Source organism: Streptomyces sp. NPDC030995 (assembly GCF_055571215.1).
The window spans coordinates 60,414-82,239 of the sequence record NZ_JBVIFS010000024.1; the positions used below are offsets into that span (position 1 = coordinate 60,414).

Below are 21,826 nucleotides of genomic sequence, written 5' to 3' on the forward strand. Positions count from 1 at the left end.
TATGGCAACCGTTGCCGACCACTATGAAGAACTGCTCGCGGACCAGTACACCTGGATGCTCGGCGGGGACGTCGCCTCGCTCGCCGAGAGTCAGGCCACACTGCTGCGCAGCCTCGGCGTCCGGCCCGATGAAGGAGCCGGCGCCACCGCCGCCGTCGACCTCGGCTGCGGTCCCGGCGCCCAGTCACTGGCGCTGGCCGGCCTCGGCTTCCAGTCGGTCACCGCGGTCGACACCAGCAAGAAGTTACTGGACGAACTCACCCGGTACGCCGGCGAGCACGCGGCGATCCGCCCGCTGCATGCCGACATCCGCACCGTCCTGCCCCGTATCGCAGCCCCCGCGACGGTCGCCGCGGTGCTCTGCATGGGAGACACGCTCCCCCACCTGAGCTCCGCATCCGAGGTGGTGTCCCTGCTCGGCGACATCCACGACGCGCTCGCCCCGGGCGGCCACCTCGTCATCACCTACCGCGACCTGAGCCGGCCGCTGGAGGGCACCGACCGCATCCTGCCCGTGCGCAGCGACGAGAACCGGCTGCTGACCTGCTTCCTGGAGTACGTCGACCAGGACACCGTGATGGTCCACGACCTGCTCCACCTCCGCGTGGACGGGCAGTGGTCCCTGCGCGCCAGCAGCTATCCGAAGCTGCGCATCGGTGCCGACTGGCTGGCCGGGCAGTGCGGCGACGCCGGCCTGGAGGTCAGCCACGACGCCACCGGCCCACGGGGGCTGCGCGTGCTGCACGCCCGCAAACCGTGAAGGCCCCGCGTGAAACCCCGCCGGTCGCCCAACGACGATCCACGCCCGGCACCCCGGCCGCGGCACGGCGTTCGAGGCGGGCCGGGACCGCGACCGCAACCCTCAAGGAGTCAGAGATGAAGGAACAGAGAGAGAACACCAGCCGCACCGCGCTGATCGAGGACCTGATGGGGCGCTTCCCCCAGGTACCGAGGGAAGCCGTGATCAAGGAGGACCTCCTGCGGGGCGGCATGGCCTTCGACGAGTCCGCGCTCAGCGGCGCCGCCGACGGCTCCCGCGGTGACGTCAAGCCGAAGTCGTACTTCATCTTCTCCTTCGACCACCGCACCCTGCCCGAGCTCGGTGCGGCAGCCCTCAACCGGCCTCCCGAGGAGATCGTGCTCACCGGCGGCCCCTACGGACTGCGCCGCACCGTGGTCTCCGTACGGGTCAACCCGGACTCCCCGTACATCGTGCGGGGCGGCGAGGACGGCACGCTCGGCCTGTATCTGGACGGCGTACGGATCGCGGACGTCGGCCTGCCGCCCATGCCGGAGTACTACCGGCACACGCTCTCCAACGGCAAGTCGGTGATGGAGGTCGCGCCGACCATCCAGTGGGGCTACCTCATCTACCTGACGGTCTTCCGCGTGTGCCAGTACTTCGGGGCCAAGGAGGAGTGCCAGTTCTGCGACATCAACCACAACTGGCGCCAGCACAAGGCGGCCGGCCGCCCCTACACCGGGGTGAAGCCGGTGGAGGAAGTGCTGGAAGCCCTGGAGATCATCGACAAGTACGACACCGCGGGCACCTCCCGGGCCTACACCCTCACCGGCGGCTCCATCACCTCACAGGTCGCCGGCCGCGACGAGGCCGACTTCTACGGCCACTACGCCAAGGCCATCGAGGAACGTTTCCCCGGCCGCTGGATCGGCAAGGTCGTCGCCCAGGCACTCCCCCGCGCCGACGTGCAGCGCTTCCACGATCACGGCATCCGCATCTACCACCCCAACTTCGAGGTGTGGGACCGCCGGCTGTTCCAACTGCACTGCCCCGGCAAGGAACGCTACGTCGGACGCGACGAATGGCACCGCAGGATCCTGGACTCCGCCGAGGTGTTCGGTCCCCGCAACGTGATCCCCAACTTCGTCGCGGGCATCGAGATGGCCGAACCGTTCGGCTTCACCAGCGTCGACGAGGCCATCGCATCCACCACCGAGGGCCTGCGGTTCTTCATGTCGAACGGCGTCGTACCGCGCTTCACCACCTGGTGCCCCGAGCCCACGACCCCCCTCGGCAAGGCCAACCCGCTGGGCGCACCCCTCGAATACCACATCCGGCTGCTGGAGGCGTACCGAGCCACCCTGGAGGAGTACGGCCTGAGCTCCCCGCCCGGCTACGGACCGGCCGGCCCCGGCCGCGCGGTGTTCTCCGTGAGCTCCTTCATGGACAGCCTGGAGGGGCTCGAGAACACCACGGGGGACTGACTCCGGACCTCTGACCTTCACTGAAATCCGCTGGTCCTGAGCCTGTTGGCTGTCTAGCATGACCCTTCATGATCACTAACGAGCAAGTAATCGGACAGGCCCTGGACCGGATCAGTGCAGGTTATGTCTTCCCCGAAAAGGCCGTTGTCGTCGACGCCGCGATCCGGAGTCGTCTCGCAGCGGGTGCGTACGAGGGCCTGGAGGGGCCCGCGCTGTGCGAGGCGGTGACGGCGCACCTTCAGGAGGTGTGCCCGGACAGGCATCTGCGGCTGCTCTGGACGGACGAGCCGCAGTCGCTGGCCCCGCAGGACGAGGACGGCGGGCGGGCCGCCTTCCTCTCCCTGATGAGGGCCGAGAACCAGGGGGTCCGGCGCGTCGAGCGCCTGGAGGGGAACGTCGGGCTCATCGAGCTCACGCGCATCGCGACCGCCACGGAGGGCGCGAGCGTGATCGGCGCGGCCATGCAGTTGGTCGCGCACAGCTCCGCCCTCGTGCTGGACCTGCGGGCCTGCCTCGGCGGGTCACCGGAAGGGGCCGCGATGTGGTGCAGCTACTTCTTCCCCGACGACCAGGTGCACCTGAACGACATCTACGACCGGACCACCGGCACGACCCAGCAGTTCTGGACGGCCGCGCACCTGCCCGCGCCGCGCTACGCGGACCGCCCCGTCTACGTGCTCACGAGCGAGATCACGTTCTCCGGGGGCGAGGACGTGGCGTACACCCTGCAGGCGAACGGCCGGGCCGTTGTCGTGGGTGCGACCACGCGGGGCGGCGCTCATCCGACCGCCCGCCACGCGGTCGCCGAGCACATACTCGTGACCGTGCCGGTAGCCCGGAGCATCAACACCGTCACCGGTACCAACTGGGAGGGCGTGGGTGTCGTTCCCGACGTTCAGGTCCCGGCGGACCTGGCGCTCGAGACGGCGCTCAAGGCCGCGCTGCGGCGCATGGACGCGGAGCCGACCGCCGGCGCCACCACTCACTGACACCATCGCTCGCTTGACGCCTCTGCTCACCACCCCGTGAAGCCGGCGGACCGAGGCAGGTTTGTCGGGCCACCCGGCGTCACCAGGCCCGTCTCGTAGGCGAAGACGACGACTTGGGCGCGGCTGGAGAGGCCGAGTTTGGCCATCGCCCGGTTGAGGTGGGTCTTCACGGTGGCTTCGCTGATGAAGAGCTGCCGGGCGACTTCCGTGTTGGTCGCGCCCGTGGCCACCAGCCGCAGGACGTCGCGTTCCCGGTTGGTCACGGTGTGCCATTCCGGGGCGATCACCGCAGGCGGTGTCGGCCCGGGGTGGTACGCCTCGATCAGGCGTCTGGTGACGGTCGGCGCGAACAGCATGTCGCCCGAGGCGACGGTGTGGATGGCGGAGATCAGGCGCTCGGGAGGCGTTTCCTTCAGCAGGAATCCGCAGGCGCCCGCGCGCAGGGCGTTGTAGACGTATTCGTCCTGGTCGAAGGTCGTCAGCACCAGGATCCTCGGCGCCGAGTCGCCTCCCCGGCCGAGTATGCGTTCCGTCGCCGTGATGCCATCGGTGCCCGGCATGCGGAGATCCATGAGGATGACATCGGGTGTGGTGGCCTCCGCCTGCCGGACGGCTTGTTCCCCGTCGCAGGCCTCGCCGACCACGGACAGCCCCGGCGCGGCGTTCAGCAGGGACACCAGTCCGGCACGGATGAGCACTTGATCGTCGACCACCAGCACCGTGGGCATGGGCAATCCTCACCGGAAACGGCCGTCCCCGGGACCCGGGGCCGCAGGACCGTCCGGCCGGTCACCGAGGGTGGGTGCCGGAAGGACCAGTCGGACCTCGAATCCGCCGAGGGTACGGGGGCCAGCGGTGACTGCCCCGCCGTAGACCTTCGCGCGTTCCCTCATCCCGATCAAGCCGTGACCGGGTGAAATCGCCTTTTCTGGCCGGAAGTTGACTCCTCCGTCATCGGTCACGCACACCACGATGGTGTGGGTCTCGTAGCGGATGGTGACATTCGCCCGGGTCGGCCCCGCGTGCTTGAGCACATTCGTCAGCGCCTCCTGAATCACCCGGTAGACGCACAGGTCCATGCCCTGCGGAAGCTGAGCGGGAGAGCCGACGACGTCCATGGTGACGTGGACCCCCGCTCCCCTCACACGCTCGAGCAGTCCGTCCAGAAGGTCGAGCCCGGGGGCCGGCGCGTAGCCACCGCCGTCCTCCAGCGCGTCGGCGTCCTTCGGGTCCGCCTGCCCCTCCTGGCCGACACGCAGGAGCAGGAGCATGCGGCGCATCTCCTCCAGCGCTTCCCTGCTGGTGCCGGCGATGATGTCCAGGGCCCGCCGGCTCGCCGACGGGTCCGTGGGGAACACGTACGAGGCCATCCCCGCCTGGAGCGAGATCACGGACATGTGGTGCGCGACCACGTCGTGCAGCTCCCGCGCGATGCGCACCCGCTCCTCGGTGAGCGCCTGGCGTGCGTTCTCCTCCTGCTGTCTGCGCAGTTGGTAGGTCAGAGCGGCGAACTGCCTGTTCCGCTCGGCGAGGGCTCCCGAGCCGCGCCCGACGACGAAGACCACTGCCGGGAACAGGACCGCCTGGGCGAAGACGGTCGGCATGGAGCTGTTGTCGGCGTTGCTCAGGCCCGCGTACACCCATATCCCGGACACAACTGCCGTGCACACAGCGGACGTACGTACGGGTCGGGTCGCCGCCACGGTGTACAGCCCCAACAGCGGGGGCATCGAGTTGACCACCGGCCAGTAACCGCAGGCGATGAACAGGATCCACAGCGCGCTGCTGGAAGCGAACACCACGACGGGGGCGATACGGCGGGCCAGCAGGACCAGACCCACCAGAACGGTCAGGACACCCCCGAACTCGTCCATGCCCCGCCATCCGACCGGCGGCTGCTCCTGCCCCAGCAACAGCCCGGCGCCGGCGTAGCCCAGCGCCAGCAGCGAGTCGACGACCAGTGACCGGTATCTTCCCGCGGGTCTGTCGAGGAACCCGAATCCAGCGTGCATCGGCGCAGCTTACGGCCCTCGACACGAGTGGGCCATGAGTCCGCCGCAGGACCGGCGCCCACCGCGCGAGCATGGCCCGACTACCGCTGAAGTTGTACGCCGGCCCCGCGCCACCCGCGCGGGGTGGAGATCCGAATCATCCCGGTGCGTGCCGAGGCGCGGCGTCCCGCTCGCCTAGCTTTCTGTCTGGCCGGCCGCTGGAGGCAACCACTGCGGCCGGGTCCACACCAACCCTCTGCATTCCCTGAGAAAGGGAGACACAGCCATGACCAGTGTTGTGAAGCGCACGCTCCTCGGAGCTTCCGCCGTGGCATCCGCCCTCGTCATCGGGCTGGCCGGCACCGCGAGCGCGGCCGGCTTCGGCTTCAACCAGACCTCCACCAGTGGCAAGGCCGAGATCAGCGGCACGTACGAGTACCACGTGTCGGGAGAGATCCCCGATACCAAGGAGAAGCTCTACGCCGGATCGTTCAAGGGCGCCACGGCCAAGGACAAGGTGGCCGGTGACGGCTACGAGGCCGTCCTCGCCCTCTCCTACCAGGACTACAAGGACGGTGCCTGGCTCCCGGTGAAGAACCATGTGGCCGTGGTCAACGGCTCGAGGAGCTGGACCTTCAAGAACAAGAAGGACGTGAAGGCCTGGGCATGCGACCGCAAGGTCGGCACGACCAAGCTGCTGAACTGCCGGGCCGCGTTCTAGTCCACCCTGCGTCGAGGGTCTGCGCCGCCGTCGGGGCGGCGCGGGCCCTCGACCGCTTTCCTCGCTCCCGTACTTCGACCCGTACGTCGACCCGTACGTCGACCCCGTACGTCGCCCCCGTTCCCCGGCGCCGGGCGGGCGACCTTAGGCTGAGGCCATGCCCGCAGACGTGACCACTTCATCGCCCCGCCCGCTGCGCCTGGAACTCGTGACCGAGGAGAACTTCGACGCGGTGTGCGCGATACAGGTACGCCCCGATCAGGCACACCTCGTCGCCCCGGTGGTGAAGTCGCTGGCACAGGCGTACGTCCACGGGAAGACCGCCTGGCCGCGGGCCATCGTCGACGGCGAGGAAGTGGTCGGCTTCGTCATGGCCTTCCTCGACTTCCCCTGGGATCCGGCCACCGACCCCGCCGATCTGCGCTCCGGCATCTGGCGCCTGAACATCCACGCCGACCACCAGGGCAAGGGCTACGGCCGCTTCGCGGTCCAGGCGGCCTGCGAGGAGATCGTCCGCCGCGGGACACGCCTGACATACGTCAGCTGGCACCCCGGCGAGAACAGCCCCGAGCCCTTCTACCTGGGCCTGGGCTTCAAGCCCACGGGGGAGCTCGCCGGGGACCAGCGGGTCGGCGTCCTCACCCTGCCCACGCCCACGGCCCCGGCTGCGACCACGGCCCCGGCTGCGGCTGCGGACCCCGCTATGTGAGGACCACCGTGCCCCCCGGCCCCGGCGCCAACGTGGCCAAAACCGGCCCCCTCGCGCCCGCGCGGAACTCCCTGGGACTGACGCCCCGGACCCGCTTGAAGGCCGTGGACAAGGCGAAGGCACTGCTGTAACCGACCCGGCGGGCCACCGTCTCGACGGTGGCATCCGGCTCGCGCAGCAGGTCGGCCGCCAAAGCCAGCCGCCAGCCCGTCAGATAGCCCGCCGGCGGCTCCCCGACGAGCTCCGTGAAGCGGCGGGCCAGCGAGGCCCGGGAGACACCGACCCTGAGGGCCAGCTCCTCCACCGTCCAGCCGTACGCCGGGTTCTCGTGCAGCAGCCGCAGCGCCGGGCCGACCACCGGATCGCTCCCGGCCCGGTACCAGCCCGGGGCACCCGACCCCGCGGCCGCCGGCCACGCCCGCAAGACCCCGATCAGCAGCAGGTCCAACAACCGGTCCAGGACCACTTCCTGACCCGGCTCCTGACGGGAGATCTCCGAAGCGAGCAGCGTGATCAGGGTGGCGTCCGCGGCCCCCGCGGGGCGGACCAGGATCGTGGGCAGCGCACCCAGCAGCCGGCGGCCGATCTCGCTCGGCGCCTGATAGGTCCCGCTCAGCATCACCGCCGCCCCGGCGCCCGGGGAGGCGGCGCCCCAGGTACGTACGCCCAGCGACATGGAGTCGGAGACGTCCTCGCCCGCCTGCGTGCTGCACCGCTGATCCGGGCCCACCCTGATCTGCACCGGCGTTTCAGGGGAGTCCGCGACCGTGTACGGCTCGGGCCCCCGCACCACGGCCACGTCCCCGGGGCCGATCCGCACCGGCCCGGCGCCCTCCCCCTCGGGCAGCAGCCACGCCGAGCCGTGCACCATCGTCACCACGGACAGCGGGGCCCGGTCCTCGATCCGCACGGACCACGGCGGATCGAGGACGGACTTCAGGAGGAAGGCACCCCGCGCCTTGGGTCCTTCGAGGAGACCAGTCAGCGTATCCATACGCACATCCTCCCCGAACCGCCACACGACGGGCCGGGCCGGGCTCAGGGACCGGGCCGGGCTCAGCGTCCGGACCGGCGTCAGGACGTCACGTCCCACACACCCGTCGCGGCGGCCTCGCGGGCGAAGTCGGCGAAGTCCCTCGGCCGGCGCCCCAGCACCTCCTCGACCCCGTGGACCAGGTGGGCGTTGCGCCCGTCCAGGATCAGGGTGAACAACTCGGCGAAGTCCTCCGGCAGATCGTTCGCGCGCAGCACCGCACGGTAGTCCTCGCCGGAGACCGGAACGTACGCGAGAGCACGGCCGGTGACCTTCGACAGTTCGGCGGCGACGTCGGCGAAGCTCAGCAGGCGCGGACCGGACAGCTCGTAGGTCCTGCCGATGTGCCGGTCGTCGCTCAGAGCGGCCACCACCACGTCGGCGACGTCCTCGGTGTCGACGAACGCCTCGACGGCGTCCGCGGTCGGCAGAGCGATCTCGCCGGCCAGTACCGGCTCGAGGAAGAAGCTCTCGTCGAAGTTCTGGTTGAACCAGCTGGACCGGACGATGGTCCAATCCGCCCCGGAGGCCTTCAGCTTCTCCTCGGCCAGCTGTGCGGCCTCCTCGCCACGCCCCGACAGCAGCACCAGCCGGCGCGCGCCGGCCGCCACCGCCACCTCGGCGAAGGCGCCCACCTGCTCGGCGGCCCCCGGGAAGGCGAGATCGGGGTAGTAGGTCACGTACACCCGGTCGACGCCCTCCAACGCCGGTATCCAGGTGGCGGGCTCGTTCCAGTCGAAGGCCGGCTCACCGCCCCGGGACCCGACCCTGACCGGACGGCCCTGGGCGGCGAGCTTGTCGGCGACCTTGCGACCGGTCTTGCCGGTGCCCCCGATCACGAGGGCCATGGCCTGGTCGGTGTTCCGGACGGTCTGCGTGCTCTGCGTGTGGTTCTTCGTCGTCTGCGTCATGACCACAGTCAAGCCTGGCGGGGCGAGCGGCAACATGGCCGAAAAGCTCAGCCACATACGCGTACGTCCAACCCCGAACCAACCCCGAACCAACCTCGCCGCAGGCCGGCCCGCACGACGCGCCCTGACGGCGCTACCCCCGGACCGACTCCAGTCGCAACTGCTGCGGAGCCCGCTTCAGATGGGCCGAGAGGTCCGGCAGGGAGGGTGCCTCCCCCGCCGTGAACCAGAGCAGGACGTCCTCACCGGTCCGGACCGGCAGTGCGGGGAAATCGTTCTCCGCGTGCTCGGAGCGGTGTACCGCCAGCGCAGGGGTCCCGGCGCCGGCCAGCGCGGGACGCAGGTGCTGCTCGAAGTGGTCGGCGAAGGAGGCGTCCAGGGGGTGACAGATGGTCGCGACGACCGGCCCCGCGGTGTCGGGGCCGGGGAAGCCCGGCCCGCGCAGCAGGAGCACGTCGTCCGAGTCCAGCATGGTCGCGTTGGCCCTCTCGCGGTGGGCCTGCCAGACGGGGCCGTCGTAGAAGGCGTGCAGCGCCCGTGCCCGCGCCGCCATGTCCGGGAAGCTGCGCAGCCAGACGAAGCGGTCCGGGTCGTCCAGGTCCCGGAACCGGCCGCCTACGGTGATGCCGGCCGCTTCCTGCCCGGTGACGAATTCCCGCTCGAAGAGGTCCACCAGGGTGTCCCGGGCGCCCGGGCGGAGGGTGTACTGCCGGAGTTCGACTATGACGTCCATGGCCCGGAGGCTAGGGCCGGTCCACTGACACCTCCTGTCAGCGGGCCCGCAAGCGCCGACCGCCGGTTCGGTGTTCATGGGCCCGATCGTGCTGCCTCAAATATGGTTGAGGTCAAGCAATGTGATCATATGGCGCCATGACCACGAGGACTCTCTACCTGCTCTGCTCCGCCGCCCCGCCCGTCTTCGACGTGGCGCACGTCATCGAGAACGCCCAGGCCCGCGGCTGGGACGTATGCCTGGGGCTCACCCCCACCGCGGCGCACTGGGTGTCCGAGAGCCTGGACGGACTGGCCGCCCTGACCGGCCACCCGGTCCGCTGGCAGTACAAGATGCCCGGGGAAGCCGACGTATGGCCGACCGCCGACGCCGTCCTCTTCGCCCCGGCCACCTTCAACACCGTCAACTCCTGGGCCCTCGGCCTCACCGACCGCTTCGCAGTCGGCATCGCCGCCGAAGCCATCGGCAAGGGGACCCCCGTCGTCGCCATGCCCTGTACGAACGCCGCCCTCGCCGCGCACCCCCAGTTCGACCAGTCCCTGGCCACCCTGCGCGCCGCCGGAGCCGAAGTCCTCTACGGAGAGAACGGCTTCATCCCCGGCCCCGCCGGCCCGGACGCCTCGCCCCATTTCCCCTGGCAGGCCGCCCTCGACGCCGTCGACCGCACCGCCGCCAGCCGCGCCTGACGGCCCGCCGCGACAGCCGCGACAGCCGCGCGAGGAACGCAGGGCTCGGGGCCGTCACCGCAGCTGCCGGAAGAAGGCCCGTATGTCCCCCACCAGCAACTCGGGCACTTCCATGGCGGGGAAGTGTCCGCCCCGGTCGTACGAGGTCCAGCGCACGACCGCGTCGGTGCGCGCGGCGACGTGCCGCAGCGGGATGAAATTGTCCCGGGGGAAGTCGGCCAGCGCGGTCGGGGTGGCCGACACCTGGGGCGGCTGCCCCGCGTAGTCGGCGTGGGCCCGCTCGTAGTAGATCCGGGCCGCACTGCCGGCCGTCCCGGTCAGCCAGTACAGCATCACGTTCGTCAGCATCTGGTCCCGGTCGACCGGCCACGCGGGATCGCTCCACTCGTCGAACTTCTCGGCGATCCAGGCGAGCAGTCCGACCGGCGAGTCGTTCAGCGCGTACGCCAGCGTCTGCGGCCGGGTCGCCTGGATGTCGGCGTATCCCTGCCGCTCCCGCGCCCACGTCCGGTACCGCTCCCAGGAGGCCAGCGTCCGCTCGCGCTCCGCCGGATCGAGCGCGGCCAGCTCCTCCTCCCCCGGCTCCGCCGTCGCCCCGCCCCCGGGCAGCAGGTTCAAGTGCACGCCGATCACGTGCCCGGGCCTGATCAGGCCGAGCTCCCGCGAGATCGCGGCCCCCCAGTCCCCGCCCTGGACCCCGTACTCCCCGTATCCGAGCCGCTCCATCAGCACCGCGAACGCCCGCGCCGCCCTCTTGAACTCCCAGCCCGGCTCGGCCGTCGGCCCCGACAGTGTGAAACCGGGAATGCTCGGCAGGACGAGGTGGAAGGCGTCCGCCGGGTCCCCACCGTGCGCCCGCGGGTCCGTCAACGGACCCGCGACCCGCTGGAACTCCACGAAGGAGCCGGGCCAGCCGTGGGTCATCAACAGCGGCGTAGCGTCCGCCTCGGGCGATCGCACATGCGCGAAGTGCACCTGCGCGCCGTCGATGACGGTGGTGAACTGCGGCCACTCGTTCAGCCGCGCCTCGGCTGCCCGCCAGTCATAGCCGTCGCGCCAGTACGCGACCAGTTCGCGCACCCGCGCCAGCGGAATCCCGTACGCCCGCCCCACCCCGGGCAGCTCATCGGGCCACCGCACCCGCCCCAGCCGCTCGTCGAGGTCGTCCAACTCCGCCTGCGCCACGTCGAGCCGGAACCCGCACAGCCCCTCGTCAAGATCACTCATGGCCCGCATGTTAGGCGGTCGTCAACCAGCCACTGCCCGGGCCGCCGTTGAGGGTGATGCGCGCACCCGGCTTTACGCCCCCTCCGCCCGCCGGGCCATCAGCAGTCCCAGCCCGTCCAGGATCCGCTCCAGCCCGAATTCGAGCGCCTGGTCGCGTCCCCCGTGCTCCGCCGCCGAGGCCAAGGCCGCCCCGAGCGCCGGGAACCGCGCCCCGTGCGTCCGCATCACCTCGCCCAGCATCACCGCGAGCTGCGCATCCGGACCCTCGCCCTCGGCCGCGCCCTCGGCCCCGCCGTCTGTCCCGCCGTCTGTCCCGCCGTCTGTCCCGTCGGCGGCTCCCCCGCCCGCCGCCCGCTCCTGCTCCGCGATCCCCCGTACATGCCCGGCGAGCAGCACCACCGCGTCCATCGCCTCGGCCCCGCTCAAGCCGCAGCCCTCCAGCGCCGCGAGTGCCCGCTCCATCCATCCCAGCTCGCGCGGCCCCATCACCCGCACCCCGACCGTCGCCTCCAACAGCCACGGGTGGAGGCGGAACCCCGCCAGCAGCTCCCGCGCCCATTCCCCCAGCCGCTCCCGCCATTCCCCGCCCGCGCCGGTGCGGCTGGTCGCGGACTCCGGCGCCGGTGCCGGTGCCGGTGCCATAGCGGCCTCCACCATGAGCGCGAGGAGCTCGGCCTTGCCCGGCACGTACCGGTACAGGGCCATCTTCGTGACCCCCAGCTCCCCGGCCACCCGCTGCATCGACACCGCGCCGAGCCCCTCGGCGTCGGCGATCCCGATCCCCGCGCGAGCGATCCCCTCCAGCGTGAGCCCCCGCTTCGGCCCCCGCGCGGGCTTGACCGGCGGCCCCCACAGCAACTGCACGGCCGCACTCCACTGCTCATTCGCCATCGGATCCCCTTGCGTGCGCACAAAAACTGTGTCTACCGTACACGGTATCGCTTCAGTGTCCGCCGGACACAGTTACAGCGGCGAGCACGAAGACAGGGAGTCGCCATGCAGTTCGACCAGCGCCACGGCCAGCACCCCGCAACCCGCACCGTCCTCATCTCCGGCGCGAGCGTCGCCGGCCCCGCCCTCGCCCACTGGCTCGGCCGCCACGGCTTCCGCCCCACCGTCGTCGAACTGGCTCCCGCCCTCCGCCCCGGCGGCCAGGCCGTCGACTTCCGCGGCGAGACGCACCTCGGCGTCCTCCAGCGCATGGGCGTCCTCGAAGACCTCCGCCGCGTCCAGACCGGCGGCAGCCCCATGACCTTCGTCGACGCCGACGGCAAGCAACTCCTCCACCTCCCCGCCGCGTTCGCGGGCGGCGACATCGAAGTCCTGCGCGGCGACCTCTCCCGCGTCCTCCACGAGGCCTCGCTCCCCTTCACCGAGTACCTCTTCGGGGACTCGGTCACCTCGCTCACCGAGACCACCACCGGAGTGGACGTCACCTTCCGCGGCTCCCCGCCCCGCACCTTCGACCTCGTCATCGGCGCCGACGGACTCCACTCCACCGTCCGCCGCCTCGCCTTCGGCCCGGAAGCCGACCACGTCACCCATCTCGGCCACTACGCCGCCTCCTGGAGCCTCCCCAACCACCTGGGCCTGGGCCTGCGCCCCGGCGCCGGCTCCATCGGCTACAACGCCCCCGGCCGTCTGGCCAGCGTCGGCGCCGATCACACCGACCCCACCCGGGCCGGCGCCTTCTGCGTCTTCGCCTCCCCCGAGCTCGCCTACGACCGCCACGACCCCGAAGCCCAGAGGCACCTCCTGCGACGGGCCTTCGCGGGCCTCCCCTGGCGGGTCGGTCACCTCCTCGACTCCCTCGACTCCGCCGACGACCTCTACTTCGACTCGATCAGCCGCGCCGACGTCCCCGCTTGGTCCAGCGGCCGGATCGCCCTCGTCGGGGACGCCGCCTGCGGCGCGACCATCGGCGGCATGGGCACCGGCACCGCGATCGTGGCCGCGTACGTCTTGGCGGGCGAGCTCTCCCGCTCGCCCGAGGACCACCGCGCCGCCTTCGCCCGCTACGAGAACCTGCTCCGCACCTACGCCCAGGGCTGCCAGAAGGGCGGCGACCGCACGGGCCCCTTCCTCGCCCCGGCATCGAAGCTCGGCCTGCGCCTGCGCAACGGCATGCTCAGCCGGCGCCGTGTCCTCGACTGGCTGCTGAAGGCCGGGGCGGACGTCACCACGCTGTCCCTCCCGGCGTACGCGACCGCACCCGAGGGCACGGCGGCGACGCGAGCGATCTCCTAGGACGCGGGGCGCATTTCGCGCCGGACGTGGCGCGCGGCTGGCCGAAACACCGCACTGTGCGCAGTGATCGATTGACGCTGAGTGTCGGCCTGGGGCAGCCTCGATCTTCGTGGCAGTCGACGCCGCGCGGGGGCAAGGTGCAGGCAACGCTGGAACAGCAGGCGGCACGCGATGTGTTCGCCTCGGGTACGGATCTGGCATTGATCGCCGGGGCGGGGACGGGCAAGACGTCCACTTTGGTACTCATGGGCGCCTCGACCCGCAAACGCGGGCTGTACCTCGCGTTCAACCGTGGCATCGCCGATGAGGCCCGGGGGCGTTTCGGCGGCAACGTCGAGTGCCGCACGGCGCATTCGCTCGCCTACAAGGCGGGCGGGCACCTGTACCGGGAACGGCTGAACGCGTCGGCCCGGATCCCGGCCAAGGAGACGGCGCGCCTGCTCGGTCTGCGGGATCTGTACTTCGATCGCACGAAGATCACCGCGGGGCATCAGGCACGGCTGGTCATGGGGATGGTCCGCCGCTACTGCTACACGAGCGACCGCGAGGTCATGGCCCGGCACATGGAGCGGGTGAACGGGCTGCACGCCCAGGCGCAGGACCAGCTCGCGCGGGTGCTCCTGCCGTATGCGTGCCGGGCCTGGGAGGACTTGCGCTCGCCGCGCGGCCGGCTCCGGTTCGAGCACGATCACTACTTGAAGATGTGGGCGCTGACCCAGCCGGTGCTGGAGGCCGACTTCATCCTGCTGGACGAGGCACAGGACACCAACGCGGTGGTGGAGGAGGTCTTTCTGGCCCAGGACGCCCAGCGGGTGTGTGTGGGCGACCCCGCGCAGCAGATCTACGCCTGGCGCCATGCGCGGGACGTGATGAGCGGTTTTCCCGCCGAGCACCGTCATCTCACCCAGTCGTTCCGCTTCGGGCCGCGCATCGCCGAGATGGCCAACCGGTGGCTGGTTCACGCCCAGTCCGACATGAAGCTGACCGGTCACGGCCCCGACTCGCGCATCGGCGGCGCCGCCGAAGTGGATGCGGTGCTGTGCCGGGGAAACGCCGATGCCATGCAGGCCGTGCTCGGCTACCTCGAACAAGGCGTACGGGTGGCCCTGGCCGGCGGGGGCGACGCCCTGCACCGGGTGGCCACCGCCGCCCTGGAACTGAAGGCGGGGCGGCGTACCAGCCATCCCGAACTGTTCCTCTTCGGCTCGTGGGACGAGGTACAGGAGTACGCCGAGCAGGACAGTGCCGCCCAGGACCTCAAGGCGATCGTGAACCTGGTCGACCGCTACGGCCCGGACACCATCATCCAGGCGGTGGACCGGCTCTCGGGCGAGTCCGAGGCCGATGTCACCGTCTCCACGGCCCACAAGGCCAAGGGCCGCGAATGGGACCGTGTGCGCATCGGGCCGGGGTTCTCCGCGCCCCTCATCGACGAGGACGGCATCCAGCGGCCGCTGCGCGCCGATGAGGCACGCCTGGTGTACGTGGCCGTGACGCGCGCCCGGCAGGTCTTGGACCCGTCCGGCATCGCGTGGATCGACGACTTCGAGAAGAAGGCGCGGCGAACGGGCACCGGGCTGATCCAGGGGAGGCCGATGATCGACCTGCCCTTGACCGGGCAGCTTCGGTATCCCGACTCCCCGATGGGCCGGTTCATGTCCGCCAACCTGCCCAGGGCGCGTTCGCTGATCCAGGACTACCTCACGCGCACCAGCCATCTGCCGCACCCCGCACAGCCCGTGGACGTGCAGCGCCCGCAGTGGCCCGCGCTCGGGCACGCCATCGACTACCGGCTGCGTCTGCTGCTGGGCAGTGGACCGGGAAGCGCCGTCGCCTTCGGCGTGCAGCGCACCGGGGCGCTCCCGCCGCCGGGAACGACCGATCCGACGGCCTGCCGGGCCTTGTACACGGCCGGGACCGCTCTGCTGGCCGAGGTGGAGGCCCACCTGCGCGGGCCGGACGTCCTCGACGAAGAGCGCCTCGCCCGGCTGTGCTTCGTAGCCGGGTTCTACGAGGACATCTACCGCACGGGTGAGGTCAGCCGCTCCAGCCTGCTCGCCACGGCGACCTCCCGGACCACGCTGGACAGCCTGCTGGCCTCGGTACCGCCGTACGCCCTCGACGACCAGGCCACCCAACTGGCCCTCGCCCGGGCTCCCTTCACCCCGCTCACCGCCCTGCCCCCGGACAGGCGGGTATGCGGCCCCGTCTTTGCCGGCAGTCAGGACATCGGCGGCGCGGACGCCGACTTCATCCTCGGCGGCACACTGATCGACTGCAAGAGCACCACCCGGCCCCGCCACCTGGGGAGCGAAGAGATCTACCAGCTCGCCGGCTACCTCCTGCTGGACTACGACGACCGCTACGGCATCGGCCGCCTCGGCCTCTACCTCTCCCGGCAAGGACACCTGATCACCTGGAGTGCGGAGGACTTCCTCCACGGCCTCGGAGCCACCCAGCCCCTCCCGCACCTGCGCAAGGCCCTGCGCCGACACCTGGCCGCCGCACGCGCCCACCGCCCGGCGGCCGCCCTGTGACGCCCGTCGACTCGCGTCGTGCCCTCCCGCTTGCCGTCCTTGTGGAACACGTACCCGGCCGGCGACGGGACCGTGCCCGGAGTCAGCCGATGGCGGCGAGGGCGGTGTGCACCGCGCGCAGAAGCTCCTCGTCGCACGTGATGCCCCCGCCGTAGCGGCGCTCCGACACGACGACCTCCGTGAGCAAGGGCACGGCCGCCGCGGCGGGCCGGCCGATCGCACCGAGCACGGCGACGACCCGCCGCAGGAGCGGACCGGCCCGGTGTTCCGACAGCGCGTGCAGTTCGGGGAGCAGGGTCGCCACCGCGGTCTCGGCGTCCCCGGTCAAGCGCCACCAGGCCTCGGCCGCGCCGACCCGGGTCCATTCGCCGACGCTGCCGAGCAGCGGCCGCACACCGTCGACGTATCCGGCCGCGAGCGGGCCCAGGTCGGCCAGGTGGGACAGAACCGGCCGGCCGGGCCCGGGCCGGGTCGCCGCGCCGACGACGTCCAGCGCGAGCCGCGGGTCACCCGTCACGCGCCAGTGCGCCCACGCGGCGGTCTGGGTGCCGTGCCAGCGACGCGGCTCCCGGTACTCGCTCTCGGCGAAGCGCCGTGGGCGCAGGTCGCCCTGCGCGAGGTCGGCCAGCAGGGCCGCCGCGCCCACCGCCGCCGGTCCGATCCGGCCCAGGGCGGCCGCGGCCGCGCGCGCGTGCGGGGTGTCGAGCAGGCCGATGAGCTCCGCAGCCGCCGGCGCGGCGGCAGGACCCCAGTCGGTGATGATGCGCAGGGCGCGCTCCGGCCGGCGACCCGCGAGCTGTACTCGCAGGACCGGCAGGACGTCCTGCGCCCACTCCGCGGGCAGGGACTCGACGTGCGTCCAGCCGATGTCGGCCCGCTTGAGGTACCACGGCAGGGCCCGCGGGTCGCCGGCGCCGGCCAGAGCCCGTACGACGTGGTCGGCGCGCTCTCCTTCCCGCCAGACGAACGGGAGCAGGCGATCGGCGTACGGTGCGATCGCCGACCCGCCCAGGGCGACGATCCGGTGCGCCTCAAGGGAGGTCAGAAGGTCGTCGTCGGACAGCCCTGCGAGGACCGTCTCCCACGTCCCGGCGGGCGGGCGCCGCCACGCGCGGAGCCGGGCACCGGCTTCCTCGACGGCCGCGCGACGGGCCGCGGCGCTCCCGGTCAAGGTGCCCGCCGTCGTGGAGGCCCGGCCCTGCGGCTCCCCGTCCGCCGTCAGTCGCGCCGTCCGGGCGGCCAGCCGGACGTGCGGATCGGGGTGGTTCAGCCACGGGTCCAGCCACCCCTGAGGCTGGGACGCGCCGAACGCCGCCAGCACTTCGCCGGCCGCGAGCAGGTGGCGGCCCAGCGTGCCGGGGTCGTTCTCCCCCGCGGCTTGGCGCCGCAGGGCCTCCAGCGTCGCGGGGTCGGCGGCGCGGACCTGCTCCACCGCCCTGGACGCGGACGAGCGCACCTCGGGACAGCGGTCGGCCAGGAGGGCCGCCGCGGCGCGCTGGCCGTCGACGAGTACCGCTCCCATACCGGGGGCGTCCGCCCCCAGCGCACCCACACGCAGCTTCAGGGCGCGATCCGCGACCAGCTCGAGGACACCGATCCGCCGTCGCCGGTCCAGCTCGGGCAGGAGCTCCAGCAGCTGCGCGAGCGCGGCGACGACGAGCTCCGCCTTGTCGAACCAGCGCAGCCGTCTCTCCAGGACCGTCCAGGAGACCCGTCGGCTGCCGGGCGTCACGATCCCGCGCAGGAGACCGGGTATCTCCTCCTGGCCCTGGCGCACCTTCTCCAGGACGTGCCAGGGCGCGGTACCTGTGCGGTCAGGCGAGGGGGTCGGCAACGAGCTCGATGACTTCTGCGGGCCCGGCCCGGAACGCGGGGCCGGCCGCGTCGGCTTCGATCATGTGCGGGGTCGCATCGTGTGCGGCGAGCGCCGCCTTCGACGACCACCGCTCAATGAGGACGAAGCGGTCGGGGTCGCCACTCACCTGGTGCAGGTCGTACTGCATGCATCCCGTTTCGGCTCGCACGATCGGCGCGAGGCGCTCGAATGCGGCGATCTGTTCCTGGCCGCGGCCCGGAAGAGTGGTGATCAGGATGACGAGTTGCACCGGCTGTGACATGCGCTGAAGCCTACTCGGCGGGGTTCCGCGCCGATCACTAGGGGCCCCAAGGGAGCGGCCCCCCGCAGGTGTTGGCGTCCGGACGCCATGGCATGGTCGTCGGCCATGGACGATTGGTTTCTGCAGACCGGCAGTGGGGCGCGCTTCGATTGGGGGCCCGCCGGAGCGCAACGGCTCGCGACGGACGTCGCGTGCGTGGTGGTCGTCGACGTGTTGTCGTTCACGACTTCGGTGACGGTGGCGGTGGAGTCGGGGACGCGGGTCTTCCCGTACGCGTGGCGCGACGAGTCCGCGGCGGAGTTCGCCGACGAGATGGGTGCCCGGTTGGCCGTCGGGCGGCGCGCGGCCACGTCGGCGGCGCCGTGGTCGCTGTCTCCGGCGGCACTGAGACGTGCGCCGTTCGCCCCGCGCCTGGTGCTGCCCTCCCCCAACGGCTCATCGATCGCCGCCGCGGCCGGTGAGTCGATGGTGCTTGCCGGCTGCCTGCGCAATGCGTCAGCGGTGGGCCGTTGGCTCGCGCAGCACGGCTACGGGACCCTGGACCGCCCGGTCGCCGTCATCGCCTCGGGCGAGCGATGGCCCGACGGCAGCCTGCGGCCCGCGCTGGAGGATCTGCTCGGCGCCGGGGCGGTCCTCGCGGCGCTGCGCAAGCAGGGTGGCGGTGCGCCGTCACCCGAAGCGGCCGCCGCGGCCGACTGCTTCGAGGCGACGCCGGATGTCGTCGCCGCGGTCACCGGCAGCGCGTCCGGTCGGGAACTCGTGGACGGCGGTTTCGCCGAGGATGTGGACATCGCGACCGAACCGGACGTCTGCGACGTCGTTCCGGTCCTCACCGACGGAGCGTTCACCGCGACCGGATGACCGTCGAGGCCGAAGCCGGGACGGTGTCCTCGCCCGCCTGCACCAGGCGGGCGAGGACCAGGTCACCGGACGTGCTAGTCGGTGCCGAACTCCATCGCGGCGCGGTCGAGCATCTCCTCGTCCTCGGAGACCTCACCGCGCGAGGCGATGGCCTCTGCGCCGCCCTCCGGCATCGCGCCGATCAGGCCGGTGGAGGCCGCCTGGGCTGCGCCGATGGCGGGATGGGCAGCCGTGCCGATCAGGCCGAGCCCGGCGTACTGCTCGAGCCTGGCGCGCGAGTCGGCGATGTCGAGGTTGCGCATGGTGAGCTGGCCGATCCGGTCCACGGGACCGAACGCCGAGTCCTCGGTGCGCTCCATCGACAGCTTGTCGGGGTGGTAGCTGAAGGCCGGGCCGGTGGTGTCGAGGATCGAGTAGTCCTCACCGCGCCGCAGCCGCAGCGTGACCTCGCCGGTGACCGCCGAGCCGACCCAGCGCTGGAGCGACTCGCGCACCATCAGCGCCTGCGGGTCGAGCCAGCGGCCCTCGTACATCAGCCGGCCGAGGCGCCGTCCCTCGTTGTGGTACTGGGCGAGGGTGTCCTCGTTGTGGATCGCGTTCACGAGGCGTTCGTACGCGGCGTGCAGCAGTGCCATGCCGGGCGCCTCGTAGATGCCGCGGCTCTTCGCCTCGATGATCCGGTTCTCGATCTGGTCCGACATGCCCATGCCGTGGCGGCCGCCGATGGCGTTCGCCTCCATCACCAGGTCGACCGCGGAGGCGAACTCCTTGCCGTTGATCGTCACCGGGCGGCCCTGCTCGAAGCCGATCGTCACGTCCTCGGTGGGGATCTCCACCTGGGGGTCCCAGAACCGCACGCCCATGATCGGCTGGACGGTCTCGACACCCGTGTTCAGGTGCTCCAGGGTCTTGGCCTCGTGGGTGGCGCCCCAGATGTTGGCGTCGGTGGAGTACGCCTTCTCGGTGCTGTCGCGGTAGGGCAGGTCGTGGGCGAGCAGCCACTCCGACATTTCCTTGCGGCCGCCGAGCTCGGTCACGAAGTCCGCGTCCAGCCAGGGCTTGTAGATCCGCAGGTGGGGGTTGGCGAGCAGGCCGTAGCGGTAGAACCGCTCGATGTCGTTGCCCTTGAACGTCGAGCCGTCGCCCCAGATCTGTACGTCGTCCTCGAGCATCGCCCGCACCAGCAGGGTGCCGGTGACGGCGCGGCCGAGCGGCGTGGTGTTGAAGTAGGCGCGACCACCCGAGCGGATGTGGAAGGCGCCGCAGGCGAGTGCGGCGAGGCCCTCCTCGACCAGGGCCGCTCGGCAGTCGACGAGGCGCGCGATCTCGGCGCCGTACGCCTTGGCGCGGCCGGGCACCGAGGCGATGTCGGGCTCGTCGTACTGGCCGATGTCGGCGGTGTAGGTGCAGGGGACGGCACCCTTGTCGCGCATCCAGGCGACGGCGACGGAGGTGTCGAGGCCGCCGGAGAAGGCGATGCCGACGCGCTCGCCGGTGGGCAGTGAGGTGAGGACCTTGGACATAGGAAGAGTATGCATCACTACGCATGATCATGCAACGCCCATCGGTGCTTTCGCCCGTCGCACCGGCCGTCGCGCACGAGGACCGGCCATAGGTGCTGCTCAGGCAGGGTGTCGGGGAGCCGCTCCCGGCCGAGGACGCCCCAGTGGGCGGTCGGCCCGGCCCGTCGACGAGGGGGTGACGGCCGTCACCACGTCGCCGACGGGCGAGCGGGCGGCCCGCCGCCTGCCGCCCGCCGGCTGCCGCCTGCCGCCTGCCGCCTGCCGCCTGCCGGTCGCGCAAAGGAGGTCGATGCGGGTCCGGCCGCCGGGCCGAAAGGATTGGGCCACTGTCGGCCCTCACGAATATGCTCTGTGTGAGAGCGAGTTCAGCTCGAACAAGGGGTGGGGATGAAGAAGAACAAGGCCGTCACGGGTGTTGCCGCGGCGCTGGTCATAGCAGCCGGCTCGGTCGGCTGTTCCGCGACGACGGTGGCCGAGAAGGCCGGCGATTCGGCGCAGACGCTGGTCGAGGCGCTCTCGCGCGCCTCCGACGAGGCGTCGAAGGCCGGTTCGGCCGATATCAACATGGTCGTGACCTCCGGTGACACCGGCGGCAAGCCCGTGCAGATGAAGGGCGTCTACTCCTGGGGCAACGGCCTCGCGATGGAGACCGAGATGCCGGCCAAGGACCTCGAGATGGAGGACCTGGTCTCGGACGGCACCGTCACCATGCGGATGGTGCAGGACGCGTACTACTACGAGGTGGACCCCAGCCCGGACGGGCCGTTCAAGGGGAAGACCTGGCTGAAGCTCGACGTCGCCGCCGTCCTCGGCGAGAAGGGCGCGGCCGGCATGAAGGGGGCCAACAACGACCCGACGGCCGGCCTCAAGACGCTCAAGTACGCGAAGGGGGTCAGCAAGGTCGGTTCGGAGAACATCAACGGCAAGAGCACGACCCACTACCGCGCGACGGTCCCCGAGGACAAGATGGGCGATGCCGCCGCCATGTACGGCAAGCTGGGCGGCAACGGGGGCGAGGTCGTGATGGACGTCTGGGTCGACGACAAGGGGATGCCGGCCCGCATGAACCAGGCCTTCGGCGCGACCAGCGTGAACATCGACTTCCTGTCCTTCGGGAGCGCGAAGACCATCTCGGTCCCGCCGGCCGGCGACACGGCCGACCTCACCGAGCTCTACAAGAACGGGCAGAACGGCGGCACGGCCTGACGTTCACTGCTGTCGGCCGGCCCGGGCTGGCCGACAGCACGCTCAGCGAGGTGCAGGCGACCGTGTTGGCGTGGAGTGCACCACCGGACTTGACCGACATTGTTCTTAT

At 71.4% G+C, this 21,826-nt stretch carries 20 protein-coding genes; 10 read left to right on the forward strand and 10 right to left on the reverse strand.

The window, feature by feature from the left end; all coding sequences use genetic code 11:
• The first annotated feature begins 1 nt into the window (after position 1).
• The 3 genes from ACZ45T_RS28820 (at position 2) to ACZ45T_RS28830 (ending at position 3,215) form a co-directional block, all read left to right on the forward strand.
• On the forward strand, positions 2-760 hold the full coding sequence (locus ACZ45T_RS28820; RefSeq protein WP_468446308.1) for a class I SAM-dependent methyltransferase: 759 nt from the start codon (positions 2-4) through the stop codon (positions 758-760).
• A gap of 116 nt (positions 761-876) precedes the next feature.
• The gene (locus ACZ45T_RS28825; protein ID WP_468446310.1) at positions 877-2,226 is read left to right on the forward strand and encodes a radical SAM protein; all 1,350 of its coding nucleotides are present in this window, start codon (positions 877-879) and stop codon (positions 2,224-2,226) included.
• 68 nt (positions 2,227-2,294) lie between these two features.
• Positions 2,295-3,215 (forward strand): S41 family peptidase, encoded by a 921-nt coding sequence (locus tag ACZ45T_RS28830; RefSeq protein WP_468446312.1) that lies wholly within the window; start codon positions 2,295-2,297, stop codon positions 3,213-3,215.
• Positions 3,216-3,241: 26 nt separating this feature from the next.
• Here ACZ45T_RS28830 and ACZ45T_RS28835 read toward each other — a convergent pair whose 3' ends face one another.
• Entirely contained in the window at positions 3,242-3,943 is a 702-nt protein-coding gene (locus ACZ45T_RS28835; RefSeq protein WP_468446314.1) for a response regulator, read from the reverse strand.
• Between the two features lie 9 nt (positions 3,944-3,952).
• A complete protein-coding gene (locus tag ACZ45T_RS28840; RefSeq protein ID WP_468446316.1) occupies positions 3,953-5,227 on the reverse strand; it encodes a sensor histidine kinase in 1,275 nt (424 codons plus the stop codon).
• Positions 5,228-5,492: 265 nt separating this feature from the next.
• On the opposite strand from ACZ45T_RS28840, the gene ACZ45T_RS28845 reads away from it, so the two are divergent.
• Positions 5,493-5,927: a hypothetical protein gene (locus tag ACZ45T_RS28845; protein WP_468446318.1), complete on the forward strand. Its 435-nt coding sequence runs from the start codon at positions 5,493-5,495 to the stop codon at positions 5,925-5,927.
• A 157-nt stretch (positions 5,928-6,084) separates the two neighbouring features.
• Positions 6,085-6,636 carry a GNAT family N-acetyltransferase gene (locus ACZ45T_RS28850; RefSeq protein WP_468446320.1) on the forward strand — a complete coding sequence of 184 codons (552 nt, stop codon included), beginning with the start codon at positions 6,085-6,087 and terminating at the stop codon, positions 6,634-6,636.
• Here ACZ45T_RS28850 and ACZ45T_RS28855 read toward each other — a convergent pair.
• The 3 genes from ACZ45T_RS28855 to ACZ45T_RS28865 form a co-directional block, all read right to left on the reverse strand.
• Positions 6,629-7,630, reverse strand: coding sequence for an AraC family transcriptional regulator (locus ACZ45T_RS28855; protein ID WP_468446322.1), 1,002 nt, complete (start codon positions 7,628-7,630; stop codon positions 6,629-6,631). The genes ACZ45T_RS28850 and ACZ45T_RS28855 overlap by 8 nt on opposite strands.
• 80 nt (positions 7,631-7,710) lie before the next feature.
• A complete protein-coding gene (locus tag ACZ45T_RS28860; protein WP_468446324.1) occupies positions 7,711-8,580 on the reverse strand; it encodes an NAD(P)H-binding protein in 870 nt (289 codons plus the stop codon).
• Positions 8,581-8,713: 133 nt separating this feature from the next.
• Entirely contained in the window at positions 8,714-9,313 is a 600-nt protein-coding gene (locus ACZ45T_RS28865; RefSeq protein WP_468446326.1) for an NIPSNAP family protein, read from the reverse strand.
• A gap of 137 nt (positions 9,314-9,450) precedes the next feature.
• On the opposite strand from ACZ45T_RS28865, the gene ACZ45T_RS28870 reads away from it, so the two are divergent.
• Complete coding sequence (locus ACZ45T_RS28870; RefSeq protein WP_468446328.1) at positions 9,451-9,999, forward strand: flavoprotein; 549 nt, start codon at positions 9,451-9,453, stop codon at positions 9,997-9,999.
• Positions 10,000-10,053: 54 nt separating this feature from the next.
• Here ACZ45T_RS28870 and ACZ45T_RS28875 read toward each other — a convergent pair whose 3' ends face one another.
• Together ACZ45T_RS28875 and ACZ45T_RS28880 are read right to left on the reverse strand one after the other, a co-directional pair.
• On the reverse strand, positions 10,054-11,226 hold the full coding sequence (locus ACZ45T_RS28875; RefSeq protein ID WP_468446330.1) for an epoxide hydrolase family protein: 1,173 nt from the start codon (positions 11,224-11,226) through the stop codon (positions 10,054-10,056).
• A 72-nt stretch (positions 11,227-11,298) separates the two neighbouring features.
• A complete protein-coding gene (locus ACZ45T_RS28880; RefSeq protein WP_468446332.1) occupies positions 11,299-12,117 on the reverse strand; it encodes a TetR/AcrR family transcriptional regulator in 819 nt (272 codons plus the stop codon).
• A gap of 105 nt (positions 12,118-12,222) precedes the next feature.
• Here ACZ45T_RS28880 and ACZ45T_RS28885 point away from each other — a divergent pair, with 105 nt between their 5' ends.
• Positions 12,223-13,473, forward strand: coding sequence for an FAD-dependent monooxygenase (locus ACZ45T_RS28885; protein WP_468446334.1), 1,251 nt, complete (start codon positions 12,223-12,225; stop codon positions 13,471-13,473).
• 137 nt (positions 13,474-13,610) lie between these two features.
• Complete coding sequence (locus ACZ45T_RS28890) at positions 13,611-16,010, forward strand: UvrD-helicase domain-containing protein (protein ID WP_468446336.1); 2,400 nt, start codon at positions 13,611-13,613, stop codon at positions 16,008-16,010.
• 82 nt (positions 16,011-16,092) lie between these two features.
• On the opposite strand, the gene ACZ45T_RS28895 is transcribed toward ACZ45T_RS28890, so the two are convergent.
• Positions 16,093-17,787, reverse strand: coding sequence for a hypothetical protein (locus ACZ45T_RS28895; RefSeq protein WP_468446338.1), 1,695 nt, complete (start codon positions 17,785-17,787; stop codon positions 16,093-16,095).
• Positions 17,788-17,824: 37 nt separating this feature from the next.
• A complete protein-coding gene (locus ACZ45T_RS28900; RefSeq protein ID WP_468446340.1) occupies positions 17,825-18,127 on the reverse strand; it encodes a putative quinol monooxygenase in 303 nt (100 codons plus the stop codon).
• A 105-nt stretch (positions 18,128-18,232) separates the two neighbouring features.
• On the opposite strand from ACZ45T_RS28900, the gene ACZ45T_RS28905 reads away from it, so the two are divergent.
• Positions 18,233-18,988 carry a 2-phosphosulfolactate phosphatase gene (locus ACZ45T_RS28905; protein ID WP_468446342.1) on the forward strand — a complete coding sequence of 252 codons (756 nt, stop codon included), beginning with the start codon at positions 18,233-18,235 and terminating at the stop codon, positions 18,986-18,988.
• A 74-nt stretch (positions 18,989-19,062) separates the two neighbouring features.
• On the opposite strand, the gene argG is transcribed toward ACZ45T_RS28905, so the two are convergent.
• A complete protein-coding gene (argG, locus tag ACZ45T_RS28910) occupies positions 19,063-20,511 on the reverse strand; it encodes an argininosuccinate synthase (protein WP_468446344.1) in 1,449 nt (482 codons plus the stop codon).
• A 387-nt stretch (positions 20,512-20,898) separates the two neighbouring features.
• Between argG and ACZ45T_RS28915 the strand changes: the two genes are divergently transcribed.
• Positions 20,899-21,717, forward strand: coding sequence for an SCO4651 family lipoprotein (locus ACZ45T_RS28915; RefSeq protein ID WP_468446346.1), 819 nt, complete (start codon positions 20,899-20,901; stop codon positions 21,715-21,717).
• The last annotated feature ends 109 nt before the right edge of the window (positions 21,718-21,826 follow it).